Raw genomic sequence first — 21,213 nt, 5'->3', positions numbered from 1 at the left:
TCTGCCCCTGTCGCGATGTCCGCCCCCGGTGGTAGCCCTGAGTCATGACCGACGAAAACACACCGCGACCTGAACTCCCCGGCAGCGATCGCATCCCCGTCCCGGCCGTCACGCCGGCCGCACCCCTCGGTGACGACGAACCGATCGAGGCGACGCTCGTCCTCCGCAGACGGCAACCAGTGCCCGACGAGGTGCTGCAGAATCCGATCTCGCGAGAGGAGTTCGTGCGCCTCTACGGAGCAGACCAGGCGGATGTCGACGCCGTCGTCGCCGAGGCACGTGCGGCCGGCGCCGAGGTGTTGAGCGTCGACCCGGGCGAACGGCGCATCCGCATCAGGGCCACGGCGAGCGTGGTGCGCACGCTCTTCGGCACCGAGCTGCAGAACGTCAGCCACGATCCAGCTGGCGGCAGCGCCTCGACGTTCCGGCAGCGCAGCGGATCCCTGAGCGTGCCGGAGGGCATGCACGAGCGCGTCGTCGCCGTGCTCGGGCTCGATGATCGTCCCCAGGCGACGGCTCACTTCGTGGCCGTGCCTGCGGCATCCGCTTCGGTCAGCTACACGCCGGTGCAGGTCGGCGCGGTCTATGACTTCCCGACCGGTACTGACGGATCGGGCCGCACGATCGCGATCATCGAGCTCGGGGGCGGCTTCGACCAGGCCGACCTCGACGCGTACTTCGGCGAACTCGGGCTCGCCGTTCCGAAGGTGACGGCCGTGGGGGTCGACGGTGCGGCGAACGCGCCGGGAGGCGACCCGAACGGCGCCGACGGGGAGGTTCTGCTCGACATCGAGGTGATCGGCGCGCTGGCGCCGGCGGCGAACATCCTGGTGTATTTCGCGCCCAACACCGATGCCGGCTTCGTCGATGCCGTGTCTCAGGCCGCCCATGCCGATCCCACGCCCGACGCGATCAGCATCAGCTGGGGCGAGAGTGAGGATGCCTGGACCGCACAGGCCCGCGCAGCGTTCGACGACGCCCTCGTCGACGCCGCGGCCCTCGGCGTGACCGTCACGGCGGCGGCGGGCGACGACGGCAGCTCCGACCGCGTCACGGACGGCAAGCCGCACGTCGACTTCCCCGCGTCGAGCCCGCACATCCTGGCGTGCGGGGGAACGAGCCTGAAAGCCGACACCGCGACCGGGAAGGTGACGTCCGAGACGGTGTGGAACGACGGGGCGGGCCGTGGCGCGACCGGCGGCGGGGTGAGCGACGCGTTCGCCGTTCCGTCCTGGCAGGCCGGTGTCGGGGTGCCGGTGACGGCATCCGGCTTCGGCGGCCGCGGCGTTCCGGATGTCGCGGGCGACGCCGATCCGCAGACCGGCTATCGGGTGCGCGTGGACGGCACGGACACCGTGATCGGCGGCACCAGCGCCGTTGCTCCGCTCTGGGCTGCGCTCGCGGCGCGCCTCGTCGAAGCGACGGGAAAGCGCGTCGGGCTGCTGCAGCTCACCCTGTATCCCCGCGCTACAGCGACGGCGACGGCTCCGGGATTCCGCGACATCGTCGTCGGCGGCAACGGCGCCTACCAGGCGAGAGCCGGCTGGGATGCCTGCACCGGCCTCGGTGTACCGAACGGCGCCGCGCTGCTGACGGCACTCGAGTAGCCACCCGGTGGTCGAGTAGCGCCGCCAACGGCGACGCGTATCGAGACCCCCGTCACCGCATTCAAACGCAGACGGGTCTCGATACGCGGCGCTGCTCGGCGCTACTCGACCGACGAAGGACGCGACGGGCGACGCCGTGTTACGCGCCCGTCGTCGACGCCCTGTGACACTCGGTTACGGTAGCGGGGTGGCAGACCGCGAATTCGGCTTTCGCACGCGTGCGATCCATGCCGGCAACATCCCCGATCAGGTGACAGGAGCCCGCGCGCTCCCGATCTATCAGACGAGCGCCTTCGTGTTCGACGACACGGCGGATGCCGCGGCCCGCTTCGCCCTGCAGAAGTACGGCAACATCTACTCGCGTCTCGCCAACCCCACCGTCGCCAGCTTCGAGGAGCGCGTCGCGAGCCTCGAGGGCGGACTCGGAGCCGTGGCGACGGCATCCGGACTCTCGGCGCAGTACATCACGTTCGCGTCGCTCGCCGGAGCGGGCGACCACATCGTGGCATCCGCGAACCTGTACGGCGGGTCGATCACCCAACTCGACGTGACGCTGCGGCGCTTCGGGGTGGAGACCACGTTCATCCAGAGCTCCGATCCCGCCGACTACGCCGCGGCGATCACCGACACGACGAAGCTGATCTTCGCCGAGACGATCGCCAACCCGTCGGGCGAGATCGCCGACATCGCAGGTCTCGCCGACGTGGCGCACGCCGCCGGCATCCCGCTCATCATCGACTCCACCATCGCCACCCCGTACCTGAACCGACCGATCGAGTGGGGAGCCGACGTCGTCATCCACTCGGCGACCAAGTTCCTCGGCGGTCACGGCACCACGCTCGGCGGTGTCGTCGTCGAGAGCGGACGTTTCGACTGGCACAGCGACCGCTTCCCGCTTTTCGGCCAGCCCGTGCCGACCTACGGGAACCTGCAATGGTCTGGCAACTTCGGCGAATACGCCTTCCTCACGCGGCTGCGCGCCGAGCAGCTGCGCGACATCGGACCGGTGCTCGCACCGCACTCTGCATTCCTGCTCGCTCAGGGAGTCGAGACGCTGCCGTTCCGCATGCAGGCGCACGTCGACAATGCCCGCGCTGTCGCGCAGTGGCTCGAGGCCGACCCGCGCATCGACGCCGTGCACTGGGCCGGACTGGAATCGCATCCGCACTTCGAACGCGCGAAGAAATACCTGCCCAAAGGTCCGAGCTCGGTGTACACGTTCGAGGTCGCCGGCGGACGCTCGGTCGGCCAGAAGCTTATCGAGTCGGTGAACCTGGCCAGCCACCTCGCCAACATCGGCGATGCGAAGACGCTGATCATCCATCCGGCGTCCACCACGCACGCGCAACTCAGCGAACAGCAGCTCATCGACGCGGGCGTGCTGCCCGGCTCGGTGCGGCTCTCGGTCGGCATCGAAGACCCGGAAGACATCATCTACGACCTCGACCAGGCGCTGGCCGCGGCCACCAAGGAGGACTGATGAGCACCGTCACGGATGTCGTGGCCCCCGCTGTCGACGAGACGCTCGTGCAACTCGCCAACGGCCTCAGCTGCGAGGTGCCCGCCGACTCCCCGCTCGCGAAGCTGCTCAGGTCGCAGCGCACGTGGACGGGGCCGGATGCGAAGCAGCGACTGGGACTGCTGCGCGCGGCGAAGTCGGTCGCGATCGTCGGGGCATCCTCGAATCCGGCACGCTCGAGCTATTTCGTCGGCACCTACCTGCAGCAGTCCAGCGACTATCGCGTCTACTTCGTGAACCCGAACGCGGAGACGATCCTCGGCCAACCCGCGTACAAGTCGCTCGCCGACCTGCCGGAGGTGCCCGACATCGTCGACGTGTTCCGGCGCGGCAGCGACATCCCGCAGGTCATCGACGAGGTCGTCGCCGTCGGCGCGCCAACCATCTGGGTGCAGCTGGGCATCTGGAATCAGGATGCCGCCTACTACGGCGAGCAGAAGGGCCTCACCGTGGTGATGGACCGCTGCATCAAGATCGAGCACGCCCGTTTCCACGGCGGCCTGCACCTGCTCGGCTTCGACACCGGAGTCATCTCGGCGCGCAAGGCCGCGCGCTGACACCCTCCTGCCCGCCCCAACTCACCCCTACGGCGTCGACCCGGCACTGTATCGCCGCGCCGGCATCGTATTCACGTGAATTGGAGGGCCGCTCGACAATTCAGTGCCGGGCCGACGAAGGCGGATGTCGGATGGGCGGATACCGCGTCAGAGCCAGTCGGGCTCGACGGGGGCGGCCGGGTCCACCGTGCGCAGCGTGTCTGGCATCGGGAACGCGACCGTGTACTCCAGCAGCGGGATGTCGATCGCACCCCAGTCATCCCGCTTGACACGGATCTCGTCGGTCGACACCTCGGTGATGCGAACGCGCAGCCAGCGGCCGTCGTCGAGCAGCAGCTGATACGGGTCGGCGAGATAACCGATGCCGAGACTCTCGAGCGTCTCCTCGGCTTCGAGCCAGTCGACGGCATCCGTGCGCTCCCTGCCCAGCAGGTCGATCACGACGAAACCGTCGCCGGCCGCACGCATCCAGCCGAGAAGCTCGCGGTCGCCGCGGCGGTGTTCGATCCAGTCGGTGGGCACAGGCATCCCTCGACCCTATCGGCGCGCGGCGCACCTCCCCGGAGCCGGAGGCGTCGACCCGGCACTGACTTGTCGAGCGGCCCTCCAATTCACGTGAATACGATGCCGGCGCGGCGATCCAGTGCCGGGTCGACGCCGCCGGGCGGGGACGCGCGCGTCAGGGCGAGCTGCGCGCGATCAGGTGGAAGACGTGCCAGTGCTTCGGGCCGGCGAACGACGTGCCGTCCTTGTCTTCTTCGTCAAGCCGCAGCACCTCGAGCCCGGACAGCAAGCGGTCGACGTCGGCACGGTCGTGGGTGTTCGTGTCCGGCCAGGCCGCGAAGTCGTCCTTCGGTCCGAACAACTGGCCGGCGAAGACTCCACCCGGCCGCAACGACGCACGGATGCCCGCCCACAGCCGCTCGAACACCTCCGATGTGCAGAACGGCAGCGCGAATCCCGCGTAGACGAGGTCGGCGGCGGGGAGCTCCACCGGTCCCCCGTCGGGAACCAGTTCCGCGTAGGTCGCTTGTCGTACGGTGAGTCGCTCCCGCTCGGCCTCGCTCGTACCGGCGGTGACACGTTCGACGACGTGCTGATCCGCGTCCACCGCCAGCACCCGCCATCCGTCTGCGAGCAGCATCCTTGTCTCGAGGCCGTCGCCGCAGCCCAGGTCGACGGCCTCGCCCACCTGCTCGCCTCGGGCATCACGCCACGCCTTCAGCGCAGCGGTGAATGTCGGCCGCACCTCGCGACCGGCCTGATGTACGTAGAAGTCGGACCAATCCATGCGTCCATCATCGTCCTCGTGCGAAGGGCCATCGCCCGCGCACGACACCCGCGGTTCCCGACTCGGGCTCGGCCACCCGCCCCTACTAAACTCGGCACAATGACCGAGCCCAGCGTGCGCAGCGGCACGACCAGGGTCGCGGTGCTCGGCCCCGTACTGGTGACGACTCCCTCGGGGGAGCCGATCGAACCGGGCGGGGCGACGGCGAAGAGCCTGGTCGCCGCTCTCGTGCTCGCGCACGGACCGCTCTCGGTGCGTGGCATCGTCGACGATCTCTGGCAAGATGCCCCGCCGCGCAACGAGAAGGCGGCACTGCAGACTCTGGTCTCGCGCGTGCGCGCGGTCGCCGCCGACGGGCTGATCGTCTCGACGCCGGGCGGGTACTCGCTCGGAATCGAAGCGCACCAGTGCGACCTCGGCGCGGCCGTCGCGCATCGGGAGGCCGCACGGGCGGCGCTGGAACGTGGGGATGCCCAGGGCGCCGACGCCGAGGCATCCGCCGGTCTCGCGCTCTGGCGCGGCGAGCCGGGAGTGGACCTCGGCGACACCGAGCTCGCCGAGCGCCTTGCCTCCGCCGCATTCGAGTTGCACCGGGACCTGGCTCTGCAACGCGCCAAAGCCCGCGTCGAGACAGGGGACACGTTCGGCGCGCTATCCGACCTCGCCCCGCTGGCCGAAGCCGCTCCCCTTGACGAGGAGATCGAATTGCTGCGTCTGCGGGCGATCGCCGGGGGCGGACGGCGCAACGACGCCATCCGCGAATTCGGCGAGTTCCGGCAGCGCATGCGCGACCGGCTCGGCACCGATCCGTCCGCCGAGCTCGTCGCCTTCAACGCCCAGCTACTGCGCGCGCCGGAGCCGGATGCCGCGCCGCCGCGCACGCTGCTGGTGGGCATCCGCACCGCTCCGAATGAGCTCGTCGGCCGTTCGGCCGACATCGAGTCGGTCGAGCAGCTCACGCGCGCCTCGCGCCTCACGACCATCCTCGGCGCTGGCGGACTCGGCAAGACCAGGCTCGCACAGGAGATCGCCGCTCGGGCGGCCGAGCGCATGCCAGGCGTCGTCGTCGTCGAACTCGCCAGTGTGCGCACAGGCGACGACGTTCCGCTGGCGCTCGCGTCGACTCTCGGCATCCGCGAGTACTCGGGCACTCGCCTCTCGCTGAGCGATCCAGCGGTGCGGGTCGATGTGCGAGGACGCATCCTCGGCGCGCTCGCCGAACGGCCGACGTTGCTCGTGATGGACAACTGCGAACACCTGATCGACGCGGCGGCGGAGTGGATCGCAGACATCCTCGGCTCCACGAGAGACGTGCGCGTGCTCGCCACGAGCCGCGCACCGTTGATGATCTCGGCCGAGCAGGTGTATCAGCTGGAACCACTCGCATCCCTCGCCGGCGACGATTCCGGCCCGGGTCCTGCAGTCACCCTGTTCATGGAGCGCGCGCGGGCCGCGCGGCCGTCGGTGGTTCTGCCGGTCGACACCATCGAGCGGCTGTGCGAGAGCCTCGACGGGCTGCCGCTCGCCATCGAACTGGCGGCGGCACGGGTGCGATCGATGTCGGTCGAGGAGATCGAACGACGCATCGTCAACCGGTTCGCCCTGCTGCGCGGCGGAGATCGGGCTGCACCCGAGCGGCACCGGACCCTTTTGGCCGTGATCGACTGGAGCTGGAACCTGCTCACCGATTCCGAGCAGCGCGCGCTGAGCAGGCTCTCGGTGTTCGTGGACGGGTTCAGTGCTGAGGCCGCTGTTGCCGTCACCGATCCGGGTGCCGACGGGGAGGCCGACCTGGAGGGCCTGGTCAATCAGTCTCTGCTGAGCGCGACGGAAAGCAAGGTCACCGGGCAGGTGCGCTACCGCATGCTCGAGACCGTGCGCGAGTTCGGGGACAAGCGGCTGCAGGATGCCGGCGAACGCGACGAGGTCGAGGCGCGCATCCGCTCATGGGCCGACGTCTTCTGCCTGGATGCCCTCGACTCGACGTACGGGCCCGCACAGCTCGAGACGTTCCACCGGGTGCAAGAGGAGCAGGACAATCTCGTCTCCGCCCTGCGCAATGCGATCGAGACGGATGACTCTGCCACGGCGGCGAGCGTCTATGCCGCTCTCGGCATGCATTGGACCGTGCGCGGCGCGCACTCCGAAGTGCTCTCGCTCGCCCCGCAGGTGCTGGGCACCCTGGTCGGCTACGACCCTGACGACCGGCACGTCGATGTGGCCATGATCGCCCTCGGGCTGATCGGCGGCACGTCCCTGATCACCGACATGCGTCAGGGATTACGTGCGCTGGTGCGCGTGCGCAAGCTGCACGAGCGTGGCGGGCCGCGCAATCCCCAGCTGGATGCGATGGTGTCGGTGCTGCTGAGCATGCCCGATCTGAAGGCCGCGTTCGCGACGGTCGAGCGCCTGCGGGCATCCGACGACCCTGCCGTCGCGTCGTTCGCCTACCTCATCTCGTCGCAGATGGCGGAGAACTCGGGTGAGATCGACACCGGCTTGAAGTATGCGAAGCTCGCCTACGCGAAGGCGCAGGCCGCAGAGGATGCCTGGACCGTCGGCACCTCAGCCCACACGATCGCGCAGTTCAACAGCGAGCGCGGGGATGCAGAGCAGGTGCTCGAGTGGGCGGCACGTGCCCGGCCCAACCTCGCCGCGCTGAGCGCCGGCGAGGACCTTCGACAGCTGGACTGGCTCATCGCGATCAGCGAGGTCTCGCTCGGCCGCCTCGACGCAGCGCAGCCGACGTTCGAGCGGATGACCCGGCTGCAGGGCGACACCGACAGCTACGACTGGAACGACCTGCGCGCGATCGGCTTCGCGGGGCTCGCCGAGATCGCCGGGAGACGTGGTGACCTGTTCGAGACCGAACGCCAGTACGCCCTCGCAGAACAGGTGTGGGGCGATCCTCCTGCCGGGTTCGCGCCCTGGTACTACGGTGCGGCCGCTGGGCTGCTCGTGGCCTCGGTGCGAGCCGGTCACGTGGCCGATCCGCGCAATCTGCGCGTTGTTCGGCGCGTCCGCAGCAGGCTGATGCGCGACCACCGCGTGCGCACGGGCATGGTCGACATGCCGATCACCGGGGTGGCTGCCATCGGGCTGGGAGTGTGGCTCCTTGCACCGGGACGCGAGGCAGCGGATGCCGCGCAACTCGAATCAGGGCTCGAACTGCTTGTGCTGGGCAAGGCGATCGCTGCGAGGCAGGACTTCCGGTCCCTGGGCTGGCAGCGGGCGCTCGACGAAGCCGAACACGATCATCCTCAGCTCGACATCCCGGCCACCATGTCCCGCGTGGATGCGCTCCCCCGGCCGCAGCGCGTCGAACGCCTGAACGAGGTCGTGCGTTCGCTGCGGAGCCTGGTGCTCTAGCGACAACCCCGCTCTCACGCGTCGTGCAGGTGCGCCCCGCCGCGATACCGTGCGCCGAAATGCGTCTCGGGGAGACGTGCGTTGCCCGCGCCGAACAGCCGCTCGCGCAACGTGGCGCTCCGCTCGCCCTCTGCCGGCATCCGGCCGCGCCTGCGCAGCTCGGGGATCACGAGCTCCGCGAAGTCGCGAGCCGTGTCGAACGAGTGGTACTGCCGCAGGTTGATGCCGTCGAGGCCGTCCTCGTCGAGCCAGCGTTCGATCTCGTCCGCGACGGTCTTCACGTCGCCGACGACGAGGAACCGGTCGTTGCGATTGCCCGCGATGAAGTCCAGCGCCTCGCCGACCGTCATCTCCAGTGGCAAGAACGGCACCTTCTCTGCCGGGAACTGGGCACGTTCCAGCGCCTCGCGCACCGTGATGTCACGCGGGAACGCCGTGAGGTCGACGGGCAGGCTGCTGTGGGCCAGGATGCCGTCCAGGCTCGCGTTCTCGCGGTACAGCCGCCACTTGTCCTCGGCCTCCTCCTGCGTGCGCCCGACGATGACGCCGGCCATCGCGATGAACTTGACCGCCTCGGCAGGCCGTCCGCTGCGCACGGCGGCGTCGCGCATCCCGTCGGCGTTGCGCCGGAAGTCGGCGCTCGTGCGTCCGCCGGTGAAGACCACCTCGGCGTGCTTGCCCGCGAACTCGATGCCGGCCGGTGAACCGGTCGCCTGGAACAGCACAGGCGTTCGCTGCAGCGACGGATGCACCAGGTGCGGCCCCGCCACCCTGTGGCGCTCCCCCACGTGGTCGATGTAGCGCACCTTCGACGGATCGGTGAAGACGCGTCGCTCGCGGTCGGCGACCACGGCGTCGTCATCCCACGATCCCTCCCACAGCTTGTAGAGCACATCGAGGTACTCGTCGGCGAAGCGGTACCGGTCGTCGTGCGGAATCTCGCCGTCGAGCCCGAAGTTGCGTGCGGCGTTCGGCAGGTACGACGTGACCACGTTCCAGCCGACGCGACCCTTCGTCAGGTGGTCGAGGGTGGACATCCGTCTCGCGAACGCGAAGGGCGGCTCGTAGCTGGTGGAGAATGTGACGCCGAAGCCCAGGCGCTCCGTCACGGCGGCCATCGCGGGGATGAGCAGCAACGGGTCGAGGTTCGGAATCTGCAGGCCCTCGCGCAGAGCCGTCTCGGGACCGTCGCGGAAGACGTCGTACGCCCCGACGACGTCGGCGAGGAAGATGCCGTCGAACCCGCCGTGCTCCAGCAGCCGAGCCAGCTCGAGCCAGTAGTCCAGGTCGGCGAAGCGCTCCCGATTGTTGCCGGGCAGCGGCCACAGCCCGTGCGTGATGTGGCTCACGCAGGCCATCTCGAAGAGGTTGACGAACAATTGCTTCGGCTCGGGCATGGGGCTCCTGCGATCGATGGGGTACTCCACCATCCTGCCCGCAGCGCGTCAGTGCTGTGCGACCGCGGCCTGCACCGGCTCGTGCACCATCACATCGTCGACGATGCGCCACGCCTCCTCGATCGGCACGTCGGGGATCGAATACCTGTGTCGTCCGGCCGCGGTCGTGGCGATGAGGGTCGCGAGTCCGGCACGGCGCTGGAAGATCGATCGCCGCACGGTGAACCCGATGATTCCGGATGTCTCGAGCACGACGCGCTTGCGGCTCAGCGACCCGGAGCGCGCGATCAGCAGCCCGGGCATCCGTGCGTGGCCGAGTCCGCGCCACCGGTCCTCGGCGAGCAACGCGGCGACGGGCACGATCGCCGCGAACGTCACCCAGACCAGCGGGCTCACGTAGCCGAGCAACTGCAACACGAGCGCGATCGCCGCGATCAGGCCGACGCCCGTCGCGGCGCGCGTGTATCGCCTGCGGTGGGCGCGAACACCGTGCTGCTCGAGTGTGCACGTCAGCGGCGTCTCATCGCCGAGCACGGCAGTCGCCACGCGCAGCGCATCGCCCTGCGGCCCGGCGGGCTCGATCACCATGAGGCCGCCGCGCTCACGTCCCAATCCGGTCATGATCGCGTGAGCGGATGCCCCGTGCACCGCCCGCAGAGACAGCGGCTCGTTGAGGCTGACGCCGCGAAGGCGTCTCTCGTCGAGCGTCACCTGCCGCGTGCGCAAGAGACCGTGTCGCACGTGCAGGGTCGTGGCATCCGATCGCCAGATGGCGAAGCCGCTGTACGCGAGCACGTAGCGTACGAGCGCGATGACCGATGCGGCCACGACGAGGATGACCGCTCCGCCGACGATGCCCTCGAGCAGCGGGATGTGCGACACCGTGTCGATCGAATCCCGCACGAACTGCAGTCTCAGCAGCAGTCCGCCGTCGAAGAACTGCAGCTCGAGCGCGAAGAACGCGGCGAAGAACAACGAAGCCACGCCGGTCAGCGTGAAGGGTGCGTACCTGGCCCACGACCAGCGCCAACCGCTGAAGTCGCGGCCGGATGCCTGCGCCCCTGCCATCCCGCCCGCCGCTTCCTGCTCGCCTCCCGCTTCACCCGGGCCGTCCTCCTCCGTGAGCTCGGCCTTGCGCAGCAGCTCCGCCCGAAGCGCCGGGATGTCACCGGCGGCGATCCCGTCGAAGTCGAGCCCGTCCTGACCGTGCGACGCGCTCGTTCCCACCTTCACCACGGCGAGGCCGACCAGGCGATGCAGCAGGGTCGCGTCGACGTCGACCGAGCGCACACGCTCGCGCGGAACCGACAGCATCCGTCGGTTGATGAATCCGCGGCGCACCTGCACGTGAGTCGGCGTGATGCGGTAGCTCGTCGTGAACCAGCGCAGCAGGCCGATCACGACGCCGAGCCCAGACAGCACGTACGTCCACCACGGCTCACCGCCGACAGAACCGGCGACGACGGCGAGCAGCAGGATCGGCAGATACTTGATGAGCTCGCGCACCGGGTGCACGAGGAGCATGCGCGGGTTCAGGCGGCGCCACGGGGTGGTGTCGGTCACTTTGGGTCCCTAGCGTCTGCGCTCACGTCGCGTCGCCCTTGCTCTGCTGCGCGACCGCGGAGAGCGTCGCGACCACGTCGCGTGCCACCGCGTCGTCGAGCGCGTGGATGCTGAGCGCACCGGCGGATGACGCCGTGGTGATGGTGACGGTGGTGAGGCCGTAGATGCGGTGCAGGAACCCGCGACGGGAGTCGACGGTCTGCAGCCGGGCGATCGGGGCGACGCGCGTCTCCTGGGTCAGCCATCCGCTTCGTACGAAGACCGCGTCTTCGGTGATCTCCCAGCGATGCACGCGGTAGCGCCACCTCGGCATGATCGAGACGTGCACGATCGCCACGACGACGGTGAGCGCGAGGCCGGCGAGGTGCAGGGGGGCTGTCCAGGCGTTCGCGATCAGCATCCAGACGAGCTGAAGGCAGAGGAATACGAACCAGCCGACGATGGCGTTCCAGGTCCAGAACGCGACCGCACGAGTGCTCGGTCGCCCGACCGGATCATGGATGATCCGCGAGATGCGACCTGCCGGTTCGGCGGTGGTCATGATGTCGCTCCCTTGTTCAGTTCAGCCATCGTGTTCCGGTCGCAGAAACTGGGGATTCGACGGCGTCTGAACCCCAGTTTCCGCGACCGGAACGCGGATGTCGACGAATTACGCCTTGCGCATGTAGGCGCGCACGGTGAGCGGCGCGAAGACCGCCACGATGATGGCCGCGCCGAGAAGCGAGATCCACAGGTCGGGGCCGACGGTGCCGTTGTTGGCGAGGTCGCGCACCGCGGTGACGAGGTGCGAGATCGGGTTGACGTTCACGAACCACTGCAGCACCTGGGGAAGGCTCTTCACCGGCACGTAGGCGTTCGAGAGGAACGTCAGCGGGAACAGCACGAGCATCGAGATGCCCTGCACGCTGGATGCCGTGCGCGCGATCACACCGAAGAACGCGAAGATCCAGCTGATCGCCCAGGAGCAGGCGATGACCAACAGTGCGGCGAGCACGACCGGACCGATGCCACCGGCCGGGTGGTAGCCGATGATGTAGCCGACGACGAAGGTGATCGTCGTGGCGATCGCATAGCGCACGGTGTCGGCAAGGAGTGCTCCGGACAGCGGCGCGATGCGCGCGATCGGCAGGGACCGGAATCGGTCGAACACTCCCTTGTCCATGTCCTCGCGGAGCTGAACGCCGGTGACCACCGAGGTGGTGATGACGGTCTGCACGAGGATGCCCGGAATCAGCAGCGGCAGATAGTTCTGCACATTTCCGGCGATGGCCCCGCCGAACAGGTAGGCGAACATCAGGGTGAAGATGATCGGCTGAACGGTGACGTCGACCAGTTGCTCCGGCGTGCGGCGGATCTTGACGAGCCCGCGGTAGGCCATGGTGAACGTGTTGCGCACCGTCTGGCCGAAGCCCGTGTAGTTCTTGAGCTTGCGCTCGGAGGGCGGCGTGATCTGCCGCGGCGGCCTTGTTCCGGCCGGCTGAGTGATGGTGCTCATGCGTTCACCTTCTCCTTCTCGTCGGCCCCGTTGTCATCGGATCCGGGCGTCGACTCGTTCTGATCGGTTGCATCGTGGCCTGTGATGGCGAGGAAGACCTCGTCGAGGCTCGGCTTCTGCACGCTCATCTCGGTGAGGTGGATGCCCGCCTCACGGAATGTCACGAGCAGGTCCGTCACCCGGTCGGGATCGGCCATCGGTGCCGTGATGCGTGCGGCCTCCGGCGACAACGTCGCACGAACGCCGAGCACCTGCTCGATCGCTCGCACCGCGTCCTCGGTGTCGGCCGGATCTTCGATGCGCAGCTGCAGTGCCGACGTGCCGACGGATGCCTTCAGCTCGTCAGCGGTCCCCTCGGCCACCACACGCCCACGGTCGATCACCGCGATGCGGTCGGCCAGCTGGTCGGCCTCATCGAGGTACTGCGTCGTCAGCAGGATCGTGGATCCGCTGGAGACGAGGTCACGAATGGTGTCCCACATCTGCCCGCGCGTGCGCGGGTCGAGACCCGTCGTCGGCTCGTCGAGGAAGATGAGCGGAGGCTGTGCGATGAGTGACGCCGCGAGGTCGAGGCGGCGGCGCATGCCACCGGAGAACTTCTTGAGGGGCCGCTTGGCGGCATCCGTCAGTCCGAATCGCTCGAGCAGCTCCTCCGCCTTCGCCTTCGACTGCGCGCGGCCGAGGCCGAGCAGGCGGGAGAAGATGATGAGGTTCTCGGTGGCCGAGAGCGTCTCGTCGACGGAGGCGAACTGACCGGTGACGCCGATGAGCTGGCGCACGATCTGCGCCTCCTTCATGACGTCGTGGCCGAAGACCGCCGCGCTGCCTGCGTCGGGCTTGAGCAGCGTGGCGAGCATGTTGATGGTCGTGGTCTTGCCTGCGCCGTTCGGGCCGAGCACGCCGTAGACGCTGCCAGGACGAACGAGAAGGTCGACGCCGTCGACCGCCTTGTTGTCGCCGAAGGTCTTGACGAGCCCGTGGGCCTCGATGGCCCAGTCCGCCTCGGCGCTGTGCCGTAGTGCGTTCATGGGTTCTTCCTTTCGTGTGATGGATGTTCGTGAAGTCGTTGATCAGGATGCGCCGGGCCGCTTTCGCGGCACTTACGCGCCGCTTACAGGCGCCGTCAGCGCGGAGGTGCGCTGAAAGCAGGCGCGACGAATACCGCCGGCGGGGACCGTCGGCAAACGGAGTGTGGAGTTGGAGGTCGGTGGTCAGTCGGAACGGCGGGACTCGCCACGAGCCTGCTGCGCCTCACGGCGTGCGACCTGCGCCGCGCGTTGGGCCGCCCTGCGATCGTCTTGCATGGCCCGGGCCGCGTCCCGTCGCATCGCCTGTCGTTCCTGCGCCGAGCCGCCCTGGTGGGCGGTACGCGGCAAATCGCCTTCGGCGGCCAGCCGCTCGCGTTCGACGCGTCCGATCAGCGCGTCACGATCGATGGCGGCGTATTCCAGCGCCCGGGGAACCGTACCGACATTGGCCGTGACGATGCCATAGAGCACGTCGAGATCAAATGTGCGTCGCCGCCGCCCTCGCGCCCCGGCCGCCTGAGAGCGCCTCAGCGCTTCCCTGGTCGACGACGCCCACGATGGTCGGGCCGTGCCGATGGTCGCAGCAACGAGCTCGGGATCGAGGTCATGGATGCCCACCACGGCGAGCGCCCGGGTGCGCTCCTCGTCGAGTGCGGCATCCAATGCGGCATGGGAGAGACCCACGTCACTCAGGATGTCCGCGGCGAGTGTGCCCTCCAGCGCGGCGAGCGCGAGCAGCAAGTGCTCGGGTCCCACCTCGGATGAACTGCGACGCGCGGCCTCCTCCACCGCGCTTACGACGACGGGGCGGAGAGACTGCGGTATGCGATCGACGTCAACGTCCACGACGCCTCCTCAGGTCGATGTCGGCGTCATCGAGACGCTTCAGGTGCTTCTTGTGCACGGCCTGCCGGGTGACGCCGAGTGCTTCGGCGACCTGCCCCCAGCTCCAGCCGTCGCGCAACGCGTTCTCCACGGCGGCGTCTTCGAGCCGGTCCGCAAGGTCGCGCAGTGCGACGACCGCGGCGAGCCGGTCCGCGGCTCCGCCAATGGGCGACGGGATGCGTACGGGGTTCATAGTTAAGCAACTTAGGTTGCTCGCGATGTGTAGTCAACTCAAGTTGCCTAATTTCAGCGAACGATCAGGTAAGCAACCTTGGTTGCTTACGCGTGATCATCGCCCGGCAGAGGGCACGAGACGGAGGGTCGACGCTGCGGCTTCAGCCGTAACCATCGACCGTGCGCCGGCCTCCCCATACTTCGTTCGGTACGCCTCGTCGATCACGGCGGCATTCGAGTCCCCCGTTGCCCTGACGTTCACGTCCACACAATCGACCGACACACGGATCCGAGCGCGCCCCGATCGCACCGCACGTCCGTACCAACCCGTGTCACGGCGCTGCCACGTGCGGATGAATATCTCGTCATCGACGACAACGACCCAGATCGGTGTCCAATCACCCGGACGGCCGGCCAGACGCGGTGCGGCGATCTCCAGCTCGCGAACGCCATCAAGATGCCTCAAGTTCTCGGATGTCCACTTTCCGTCCGGTGCCTCGTTGGTCACCTGGGCCATTCTCGACGGGATTCCCCTTGCTCGCCATCGGCGCCGCCGGGTAATCCCCTGGCGGGCCCACCTTGTGGGCGCGGCGCTGCCGCGGATCATGCGGTGGTCTCTAATTGAACGTGAGCTCGCCTGATGGGTCGATCGTGACCGTTCGCCCCCAGGTGTCGGGATAGCCACAGGCCCGGCCGGGGCCCGGGGAGAACCCGGGGATCTTCTTATACCGGAACGCTCTGGTCAACATCTGCGACGGAGAGCCAGGAAGGGATTCGATAACCACGAGCCTGTGCAAGGTAGTGGTGTCATTGCGCGCTTTCGCCTCAATCCACATCTGATCCGCGGGAGCATCTGTCGCCGTCTTCGGGTCAGCGCTGCAAGTGCTGTCGACGCACGCCTTGATCGTCCCGGCGGGGTGGGAATTCAGCCAGGCAGCATCCGTCAAAGTCAGTACCGGATACGTCGGAATGGCAGCACCGGCGCACGCAGCGATCGGGTGCGCGCCGAGGATGGCGATGATCCAGCCGATCCCTCCCACGGCGACAACTGCTCCGATCACCCCCCAAATACGAGCCCTACGCATGAAACCCATAGTGCACGGCGACGATAGCTGGTCGGATAACGGTTCGGACTCACAACGCCCGAGGCACGCCTTCCAGAGGGCACGTCATCGGCATGAACGACCGCATGATTCGACAACCCCACACGCGCAAGGGGGACGCTCAGTGCTACACAGCCGCTATCTGATGACCGACCCCGCGATGCCGATGATGTTGCCCGCCGGGTCGGCGAACTGCGCAACCCGCGCCTGATTATCCGGCCGGTTCGTCGCCTCGATCACGACGGTCCCCCCGAGCTCGACAGCGTGCCTCAGAGCGGCGTCCACGTCGTTCACTCCCACATAGAACAGGACTCGGGAAGTGAAGCCTGCACCGCCGCCGATCCCGACCGGAACACCGGCTTCGTTCGTCGACGGATTGAACGAGTAAAGATCGACGCCGGACACCGCGGGCGCAACCGAATCGCCGGCCACAGCGTCCCAACCGAACAGTGCTGAATAGAAAGCACGAAGCGCATCCGGGTCCTCCCCAATGATCTCCGCATGGACGACTGTGTTGGCCATGATGAACCCCCTCCCCTATGACGTCGATCATGCTGGCACGAATCAGACACTGATCCACAGCCGATGTTCGGAGAAGGGTCGAGCGATTTGTGGGTATCGTGACACCGCGCCAAGCGGGCGCAGAGCGCACAACGACGCAAGGAGACCCATTTGGCGATGCCAGAACCCGGCGGCGTGTGGCAGCTCGGACCCCGACGCGTGAATCGCGTGGGCTTCGGAGCGATGCGGTTGGCGTCGGCATCCGCGTTCGGACTCGGACCGAGTCGCGACAGGGCCGCGTCGATCGCCGTGCTGAGGCGAGCCCGCGATCTGGGTGTGAACCACTTCGACACTGCGGCGTTCTACTTCTCACCGCTCCGATCGGCGAACGAGCTGATCGACGCCGCGTTCCCGGATCACGACGACGATCTCGTCGTCGCCACGAAGGTCGGTCCTGCGCGCACCCCGTCTGGCGAGTGGGCTGACCAGGCACGACCTGACCAGCTGCGCGGCCAGGTCGAGGAGAACCTCCGCCAACTGGGCAGGGATCGACTCGATCTGGTCTATCTGCGAGCGTTCGGGCCGGGGTCGATCGCGGAGCGGTTCGGTGCGCTTGCCGAGTTGCAGTCCGAGGGGCTGATCGCGAGCCTCGGCATCTCCAATGTGTCGTCCGAGCAGCTCGCCGAAGCCAGGGGCGTCGCATCCGTCGTGAGTGTTCAGAACCGCTTCGGACTCGACCACCGCACTCCGCAGACCCTCGACCTGCTCGCCGAGACGACTCGACTCGGCATCGCCTTCGTGCCGTATTTCGCCATGGCGGGAGCAAGCGGCGAGCGCGGCCGATCTGGCGAGGCGAACGACGCCAACGACGCCGTGGCCGCGGTCGCCGTCGCACACGGGGCCTCCGTAGCGCAGATCAGGCTCGCGTGGACGCTTCACCAGGCACCCAACGTGCTGGCGATTCCCGGCACGGGCGACATGAGTCATCTCGAGCAGAACGTCGAGGCGGCAGAGATCTCTTTCACACACGACGAGCTGAGCCTGCTCGGCAACTCCTGACGCGCCCGTTGTGCGCCCGGAATGTGGTTGCGATTTTTCAGCGTTACGCCGTGTTGAGCGACGATCGACCGCACAGGCATCCGTCGACCTAGCCTGGCCGGGTGAGCCCGCACGAATCAGCACCCGATCGCCCTGCCACCGCCCGGCCCCATCTCGTCTCAACGGATGAGCTTGCCGCGTTGCTGACGGAGCATACCTCCGACGTGCAGACGGATGCTCAGCGCGGCGCCATCGTCGTGCTCGACGCGACGGTGGTGCCGGTGGCCGGGTTCGACGGGCATCCGTCGTATGTGACGGGCGACGAGCAGTACCTCGTCTCCGGGCACATCCCGGGCGCTGTGTTCGCCGATCTGCTCAGTGCGTTCAGCGATCCGGAAGCCCCGCGGCCGTTCACCCGTCCGGATGCCGTGCGCTTCGCCTCCGCGGCCGCAGCGCTCGGCATCGACTCCGAAACGCGCGTTGTCGTCTACGACTCGGCGATCGGTCAATGGGCCGCGCGGCTCTGGTGGCTGTTCCGCTCCTTCGGACATGACGACGTCGCGATTCTCGACGGGGGCCTCCGCAAGTGGGAGGCGGAGGAGCGCCCGATCCAGGTCGGCCACGTCGCACCGATCGAAGCGGCCGGGTTCGGCGCCGTCGAACGCGAGGACTTCTGGGCCGACAAGCAGCGTGTGTTGCAGGCAGTGTCAGGCGAGGCGCCTGCCACCCTGGTGTGCGGAATCCCGCCGCGCGAGTTCACCGGCGAGGCAGGGCATCGCCCGCGTCTCGGTCACATTCCCGGCAGTTTCAGCGCTCCGGCGGCGCGACTCGTCGACCGCGACACCAACGCCTTCCTCAGCGACGAGGCGCTGCGCGAGGTGCTGGCGGATGTCGTCACCTCCCCCGACCCGATCGTCGCCTACTGCGCGGCCGGCATCGCCGCCACCTCGGATGCCTTTGCCCTCGCTCTTCTGGGCCGCCACGACGTGGCGGTCTACGACGGCTCGCTCAACGAGTGGGCCGCGGACGAGGACGCGCCGTTGGTCCTCTCTGCGCCGGTCGAGTAGCGCCCTCGACCAGCGAGGGCCCTACAGTCGGTCCACCGCGATGACCCGCAGCACGGCTGCACCGGCGTCGTCGGATGCCGCGAGATCGACGTCGGCCGCGATGCCCCAGTCGTGGTCGCCGGCGGGATCGGCGAGGATCTGGCGCACGTGCCAGACCCGCGCGGCTCCGTTATCGGCGGGCGCGGCGTCCGTCTCGTCGATGATGAGCATCGCTGCGCTGCGGGCATCGGTGTCGGTGCCGATCGCGTCGTGCTCCGCGTAGTAGTCGTCGAGGGCGCCGGCCCAGGCATCCTCGCCGAAGTCGGGATCGAGCTTGCCCAACTCGTCGGCACGATCGAGAGCAGCCAGCTGAACCCGACGGAACAACTCGTTGCGCACCAGCACGAGGAACGCCCGGCGGTTGGCTGTGACGGTGCGCGGCGCGGGCGGCACGATGGCGGTCTCGTCCGCGTGACGTGAGGCATCCGGATGTACCAGCTCCTCCCACTCGTCGAGCAGGCTGGAGTCCACCTGGCGCACGAGCTCGCCGAGCCACTCGATCAGATCGCGCAGCTCGTCGTTCTTCGCCTCGTCCGGCACTGTCTGACGCAGCGCGCGGAATGCATCAGACAGATACCGAAGCACCACGCCCTCGCTGCGCGCAAGTGAATAGAACGAGACGAACTCGGCGAACGTCATCGCCCGCTCGAACAGGTCGCGCACGACCGATTTGGGCCGCAGCTCGAAGTCGCGAATCCACGGCTGACTCGCGCTGTAGGTCTCGAACGACTGACGCAGGATGCCCTCCAGCGGCTTCGGCCACGTCACCTCTTCGAGCAGCTCCATGCGTTCCTCGTACTCGATGCCCTCCGCCTTCATGGCGGCGACGGCCTCACCCCGAGCAAGATGCTGTTGCGCGAGCAGCACCGGTCGCGGATCGTCCAGGGTCGCCTCAACCACGGAGATCACGTCGAGCGCGTAGTCGCCGGTGCCGACCCCCGTAGTGCCCGAGGTCTCTGAGCGAGCGGTGGCTGACCGTTGAGCGTCCTCCTCTGGAGAGAACAGCTCGAACGCGGCGAGCGCGAACGGCGACAGCGGCTGGTTGAGGGCGAAGTTCGGCTGCAGGTCGACGGTGAGGCGCGGGATGCCGTGCGGCCCTTTCTCGACGACATCCGCCGTCACGAGCGTGCGGTAGATGCCGAGCGCACGGCGCGCGAGCTCGAGTTGCCGCTTCCACGGCTCGTGGTTGTCGAAGACCAGAGCCCGCACGTTGCCGAACACGTCGCCGCCGCGGGCGATCACGTTGATGATCATCGCGCTCGTGACCTGCATGTGCGGCGTGAGTGTCTCCGGCTCTGCAGCGATCAGCCGCTGGAACGACGGCTCGCCCCACGAGACGAAACCTTCGGGTGCCCGCTTGCGCACGATCTTGCGCTTCTTCTTCGGATCGTCCCCCGCCTTGGCGACCGACCGTGCGTTCTCGATGTCGTGCTCCGGCGCCTGCACCACGACGGTTCCCGCCGTGTCGTAGCCCGCGCGACCGGCGCGACCCGCGATCTGGTGGAATTCGCGCGCCGTGAGCTGGCGCATCCTGATTCCGTCGTACTTGGTGAGCGCGGTGAGCAGCACGCTGCGGATCGGCACGTTGATGCCGACGCCGAGCGTGTCGGTTCCGCACACCACGCGCAGCAGACCTCGTTGCGCCAGCTGCTCGACGAGCCTGCGGTACTTCGGCAGCATGCCCGCGTGATGCACGCCGATGCCCAGCCTCAGCAGACGCGAGAGGGTATGACCGAAGCCGGTGGCGAAGCGGAATCCGCCGATCGCGTCCGCGATGGCATCCCTCTGCTCGCGGCTGGCGACGGATGCACCTGCCAGCGCCTGCGCTCTCTCGAGCGCCTCCTTCTGCGAGAAGTGCACGACGTAGACGGGCGCCTTGCCGGCATCCAGCAGCAGCTGAATGGTCTCGTGCACGGGCGTGAGCGCGTACTCGTAGTCCAGGGGAACAGGGCGCTCGACACCCGTGACCGCAACCGTCTCGCGGTGCGTCCTGCTCGACAGGTCGTCCGCCAGGCCGCTCACGTCACCGAGGGTCGCGCTCATCAGCACGAACTGGGCTCGCTCCAGCACGAGCAGCGGAACCTGCCACGCCCAGCCCCGATCGGGGTCGGCGTAGAAGTGGAACTCGTCCATCACGACCTGGTCGACGGCGGCATCCGGTCCGAGTCGCAACGCGAGGTTGGCCAGGATCTCGGCCGTGCAGCAGATGATCGGCGCGTCGGCGTTCACCTGCGAGTCGCCGGTCATCATGCCCACGTTCTCGGCGCCGAACGTGTCGACGAGCGCGAAAAACTTCTCCGAGACGAGCGCCTTGATCGGTGCCGTGTAGAACGTGCGCCTGCCCTCTGCGAGCGCTGCCGCGTGTGCTCCGACGGCGATGAGCGACTTGCCGGTTCCCGTCGGGGTCGAGACGATCACGTTCGCACCGGAGACGATGCCGATCAGGGCTTCTTCCTGCGCCGGGTACAGCGTGATGCCGCCCTCTTCGGCCCACTCGCCGAAGACGTCGAAGACCTCGTCGGCCGACGCGAGGCCCCGCACCCGCTCGTCGAGGCGGATGCTGTCGGCCGCGTTCACTCC

General features: G+C 68.2%; 19 protein-coding genes. 6 read left to right on the top strand and 13 right to left on the bottom strand.

All coding sequences use genetic code 11. The features are described from left to right. Positions 1–44 precede the first annotated feature (44 nt). The 3 genes from MJ603_RS11955 to MJ603_RS11945 all read left to right on the top strand — a co-directional run bounded on the left by MJ603_RS11955 (position 45) and on the right by MJ603_RS11945 (position 3,683). Positions 45–1,607 (top strand): protease pro-enzyme activation domain-containing protein, encoded by a 1,563-nt coding sequence (locus MJ603_RS11955; RefSeq protein ID WP_243063956.1) that lies wholly within the window; start codon positions 45–47, stop codon positions 1,605–1,607. Positions 1,608–1,794: 187 nt separating this feature from the next. Then, positions 1,795–3,087 (top strand): O-acetylhomoserine aminocarboxypropyltransferase/cysteine synthase family protein, encoded by a 1,293-nt coding sequence (locus MJ603_RS11950; RefSeq protein WP_243063955.1) that lies wholly within the window; start codon positions 1,795–1,797, stop codon positions 3,085–3,087. After that, positions 3,087–3,683, top strand: a complete 597-nt coding sequence (locus tag MJ603_RS11945; RefSeq protein ID WP_243063954.1) for a CoA-binding protein — start codon at positions 3,087–3,089, stop codon at positions 3,681–3,683. The genes MJ603_RS11950 and MJ603_RS11945 overlap by 1 nt, the downstream gene beginning before the upstream one ends. 147 nt (positions 3,684–3,830) lie before the next feature. Here MJ603_RS11945 and MJ603_RS11940 read toward each other — a convergent pair whose 3' ends face one another. Then, on the bottom strand, positions 3,831–4,211 hold the full coding sequence (locus MJ603_RS11940) for a hypothetical protein (RefSeq protein WP_243063953.1): 381 nt from the start codon (positions 4,209–4,211) through the stop codon (positions 3,831–3,833). Positions 4,212–4,362: 151 nt separating this feature from the next. Then, entirely contained in the window at positions 4,363–4,974 is a 612-nt protein-coding gene (locus tag MJ603_RS11935) for a trans-aconitate 2-methyltransferase (protein WP_243063952.1), read from the bottom strand. 99 nt (positions 4,975–5,073) lie between these two features. On the opposite strand from MJ603_RS11935, the gene MJ603_RS11930 reads away from it, so the two are divergent. Next, the gene (locus tag MJ603_RS11930; RefSeq protein ID WP_243063951.1) at positions 5,074–8,343 is read left to right on the top strand and encodes a BTAD domain-containing putative transcriptional regulator; all 3,270 of its coding nucleotides are present in this window, start codon (positions 5,074–5,076) and stop codon (positions 8,341–8,343) included. A gap of 14 nt (positions 8,344–8,357) precedes the next feature. On the opposite strand, the gene MJ603_RS11925 is transcribed toward MJ603_RS11930, so the two are convergent. The 10 genes from MJ603_RS11925 to MJ603_RS11885 all read right to left on the bottom strand — a co-directional run bounded on the left by MJ603_RS11925 (position 8,358) and on the right by MJ603_RS11885 (position 16,510). Next, positions 8,358–9,740, bottom strand: a complete 1,383-nt coding sequence (locus tag MJ603_RS11925; protein WP_243063950.1) for an NtaA/DmoA family FMN-dependent monooxygenase — start codon at positions 9,738–9,740, stop codon at positions 8,358–8,360. 48 nt (positions 9,741–9,788) lie between these two features. Beyond that, on the bottom strand, positions 9,789–11,303 hold the full coding sequence (locus MJ603_RS11920; RefSeq protein ID WP_243063949.1) for a PH domain-containing protein: 1,515 nt from the start codon (positions 11,301–11,303) through the stop codon (positions 9,789–9,791). Positions 11,304–11,325: 22 nt separating this feature from the next. After that, positions 11,326–11,844 (bottom strand): PH domain-containing protein, encoded by a 519-nt coding sequence (locus MJ603_RS11915; protein WP_243063948.1) that lies wholly within the window; start codon positions 11,842–11,844, stop codon positions 11,326–11,328. A 108-nt stretch (positions 11,845–11,952) separates the two neighbouring features. Continuing rightward, the gene (locus MJ603_RS11910; RefSeq protein WP_243063947.1) at positions 11,953–12,798 is read right to left on the bottom strand and encodes an ABC transporter permease; all 846 of its coding nucleotides are present in this window, start codon (positions 12,796–12,798) and stop codon (positions 11,953–11,955) included. Beyond that, positions 12,795–13,826: an ATP-binding cassette domain-containing protein gene (locus MJ603_RS11905; RefSeq protein WP_243063946.1), complete on the bottom strand. Its 1,032-nt coding sequence runs from the start codon at positions 13,824–13,826 to the stop codon at positions 12,795–12,797. The genes MJ603_RS11910 and MJ603_RS11905 overlap by 4 nt, the downstream gene beginning before the upstream one ends. 183 nt (positions 13,827–14,009) lie before the next feature. Next, a complete protein-coding gene (locus MJ603_RS11900) occupies positions 14,010–14,672 on the bottom strand; it encodes a Clp protease N-terminal domain-containing protein (RefSeq protein ID WP_243063945.1) in 663 nt (220 codons plus the stop codon). Beyond that, positions 14,662–14,904, bottom strand: a complete 243-nt coding sequence (locus tag MJ603_RS11895) for a hypothetical protein (protein ID WP_243063944.1) — start codon at positions 14,902–14,904, stop codon at positions 14,662–14,664. Before MJ603_RS11895 ends, MJ603_RS11900 begins: the two co-directional genes overlap by 11 nt. A 96-nt stretch (positions 14,905–15,000) precedes the next feature. Beyond that, positions 15,001–15,402, bottom strand: coding sequence for a DUF2255 family protein (locus tag MJ603_RS18870; RefSeq protein WP_374230913.1), 402 nt, complete (start codon positions 15,400–15,402; stop codon positions 15,001–15,003). Between the two features lie 100 nt (positions 15,403–15,502). Next, a complete protein-coding gene (locus MJ603_RS11890) occupies positions 15,503–15,946 on the bottom strand; it encodes a hypothetical protein (protein WP_243063943.1) in 444 nt (147 codons plus the stop codon). 180 nt (positions 15,947–16,126) lie between these two features. Beyond that, on the bottom strand, positions 16,127–16,510 hold the full coding sequence (locus MJ603_RS11885) for a VOC family protein (protein ID WP_243063942.1): 384 nt from the start codon (positions 16,508–16,510) through the stop codon (positions 16,127–16,129). Between the two features lie 156 nt (positions 16,511–16,666). On the opposite strand from MJ603_RS11885, the gene MJ603_RS11880 reads away from it, so the two are divergent. Further along, entirely contained in the window at positions 16,667–17,548 is an 882-nt protein-coding gene (locus tag MJ603_RS11880) for an aldo/keto reductase (RefSeq protein ID WP_243063941.1), read from the top strand. Between the two features lie 101 nt (positions 17,549–17,649). Further along, positions 17,650–18,594: a rhodanese-like domain-containing protein gene (locus tag MJ603_RS11875; RefSeq protein ID WP_243063940.1), complete on the top strand. Its 945-nt coding sequence runs from the start codon at positions 17,650–17,652 to the stop codon at positions 18,592–18,594. A 21-nt stretch (positions 18,595–18,615) separates the two neighbouring features. Here the strand turns inward: MJ603_RS11875 and MJ603_RS11870 are convergent, their stop codons facing one another. Continuing rightward, positions 18,616–21,210 carry an RNA helicase gene (locus MJ603_RS11870; RefSeq protein WP_243063939.1) on the bottom strand — a complete coding sequence of 865 codons (2,595 nt, stop codon included), beginning with the start codon at positions 21,208–21,210 and terminating at the stop codon, positions 18,616–18,618. Between the last annotated feature and the right edge of the window lie 3 nt (positions 21,211–21,213).

This window comes from Humibacter sp. RRB41 (assembly GCF_022761015.1).
Classification (GTDB): domain Bacteria; phylum Actinomycetota; class Actinomycetes; order Actinomycetales; family Microbacteriaceae; genus Humibacter.
Note: the sequence above shows the minus strand (reverse complement) of the source record. Positions and strands in the feature narration are given on the sequence as shown.

Coding starts and splice junctions, on each gene's coding strand:
- MJ603_RS11880 (WP_243063941.1), top strand. CDS start 16,667: ATGCCAGAACCCGGCGGCGTGTGGCAGCTCGGACCCCGACGCGTGAAT.
- MJ603_RS11940 (WP_243063953.1), bottom strand. CDS start 4,211: ATGCCTGTGCCCACCGACTGGATCGAACACCGCCGCGGCGACCGCGAG.
- MJ603_RS11945 (WP_243063954.1), top strand. CDS start 3,087: ATGAGCACCGTCACGGATGTCGTGGCCCCCGCTGTCGACGAGACGCTC.
- MJ603_RS11885 (WP_243063942.1), bottom strand. CDS start 16,510: ATGGCCAACACAGTCGTCCATGCGGAGATCATTGGGGAGGACCCGGAT.
- MJ603_RS11910 (WP_243063947.1), bottom strand. CDS start 12,798: ATGAGCACCATCACTCAGCCGGCCGGAACAAGGCCGCCGCGGCAGATC.
- MJ603_RS11955 (WP_243063956.1), top strand. CDS start 45: ATGACCGACGAAAACACACCGCGACCTGAACTCCCCGGCAGCGATCGC.
- MJ603_RS11930 (WP_243063951.1), top strand. CDS start 5,074: ATGACCGAGCCCAGCGTGCGCAGCGGCACGACCAGGGTCGCGGTGCTC.
- MJ603_RS11895 (WP_243063944.1), bottom strand. CDS start 14,904: ATGAACCCCGTACGCATCCCGTCGCCCATTGGCGGAGCCGCGGACCGG.
- MJ603_RS11925 (WP_243063950.1), bottom strand. CDS start 9,740: ATGCCCGAGCCGAAGCAATTGTTCGTCAACCTCTTCGAGATGGCCTGC.
- MJ603_RS11915 (WP_243063948.1), bottom strand. CDS start 11,844: ATGACCACCGCCGAACCGGCAGGTCGCATCTCGCGGATCATCCATGAT.
- MJ603_RS18870 (WP_374230913.1), bottom strand. CDS start 15,402: ATGGCCCAGGTGACCAACGAGGCACCGGACGGAAAGTGGACATCCGAG.
- MJ603_RS11905 (WP_243063946.1), bottom strand. CDS start 13,826: ATGAACGCACTACGGCACAGCGCCGAGGCGGACTGGGCCATCGAGGCC.
- MJ603_RS11935 (WP_243063952.1), bottom strand. CDS start 4,974: ATGGATTGGTCCGACTTCTACGTACATCAGGCCGGTCGCGAGGTGCGG.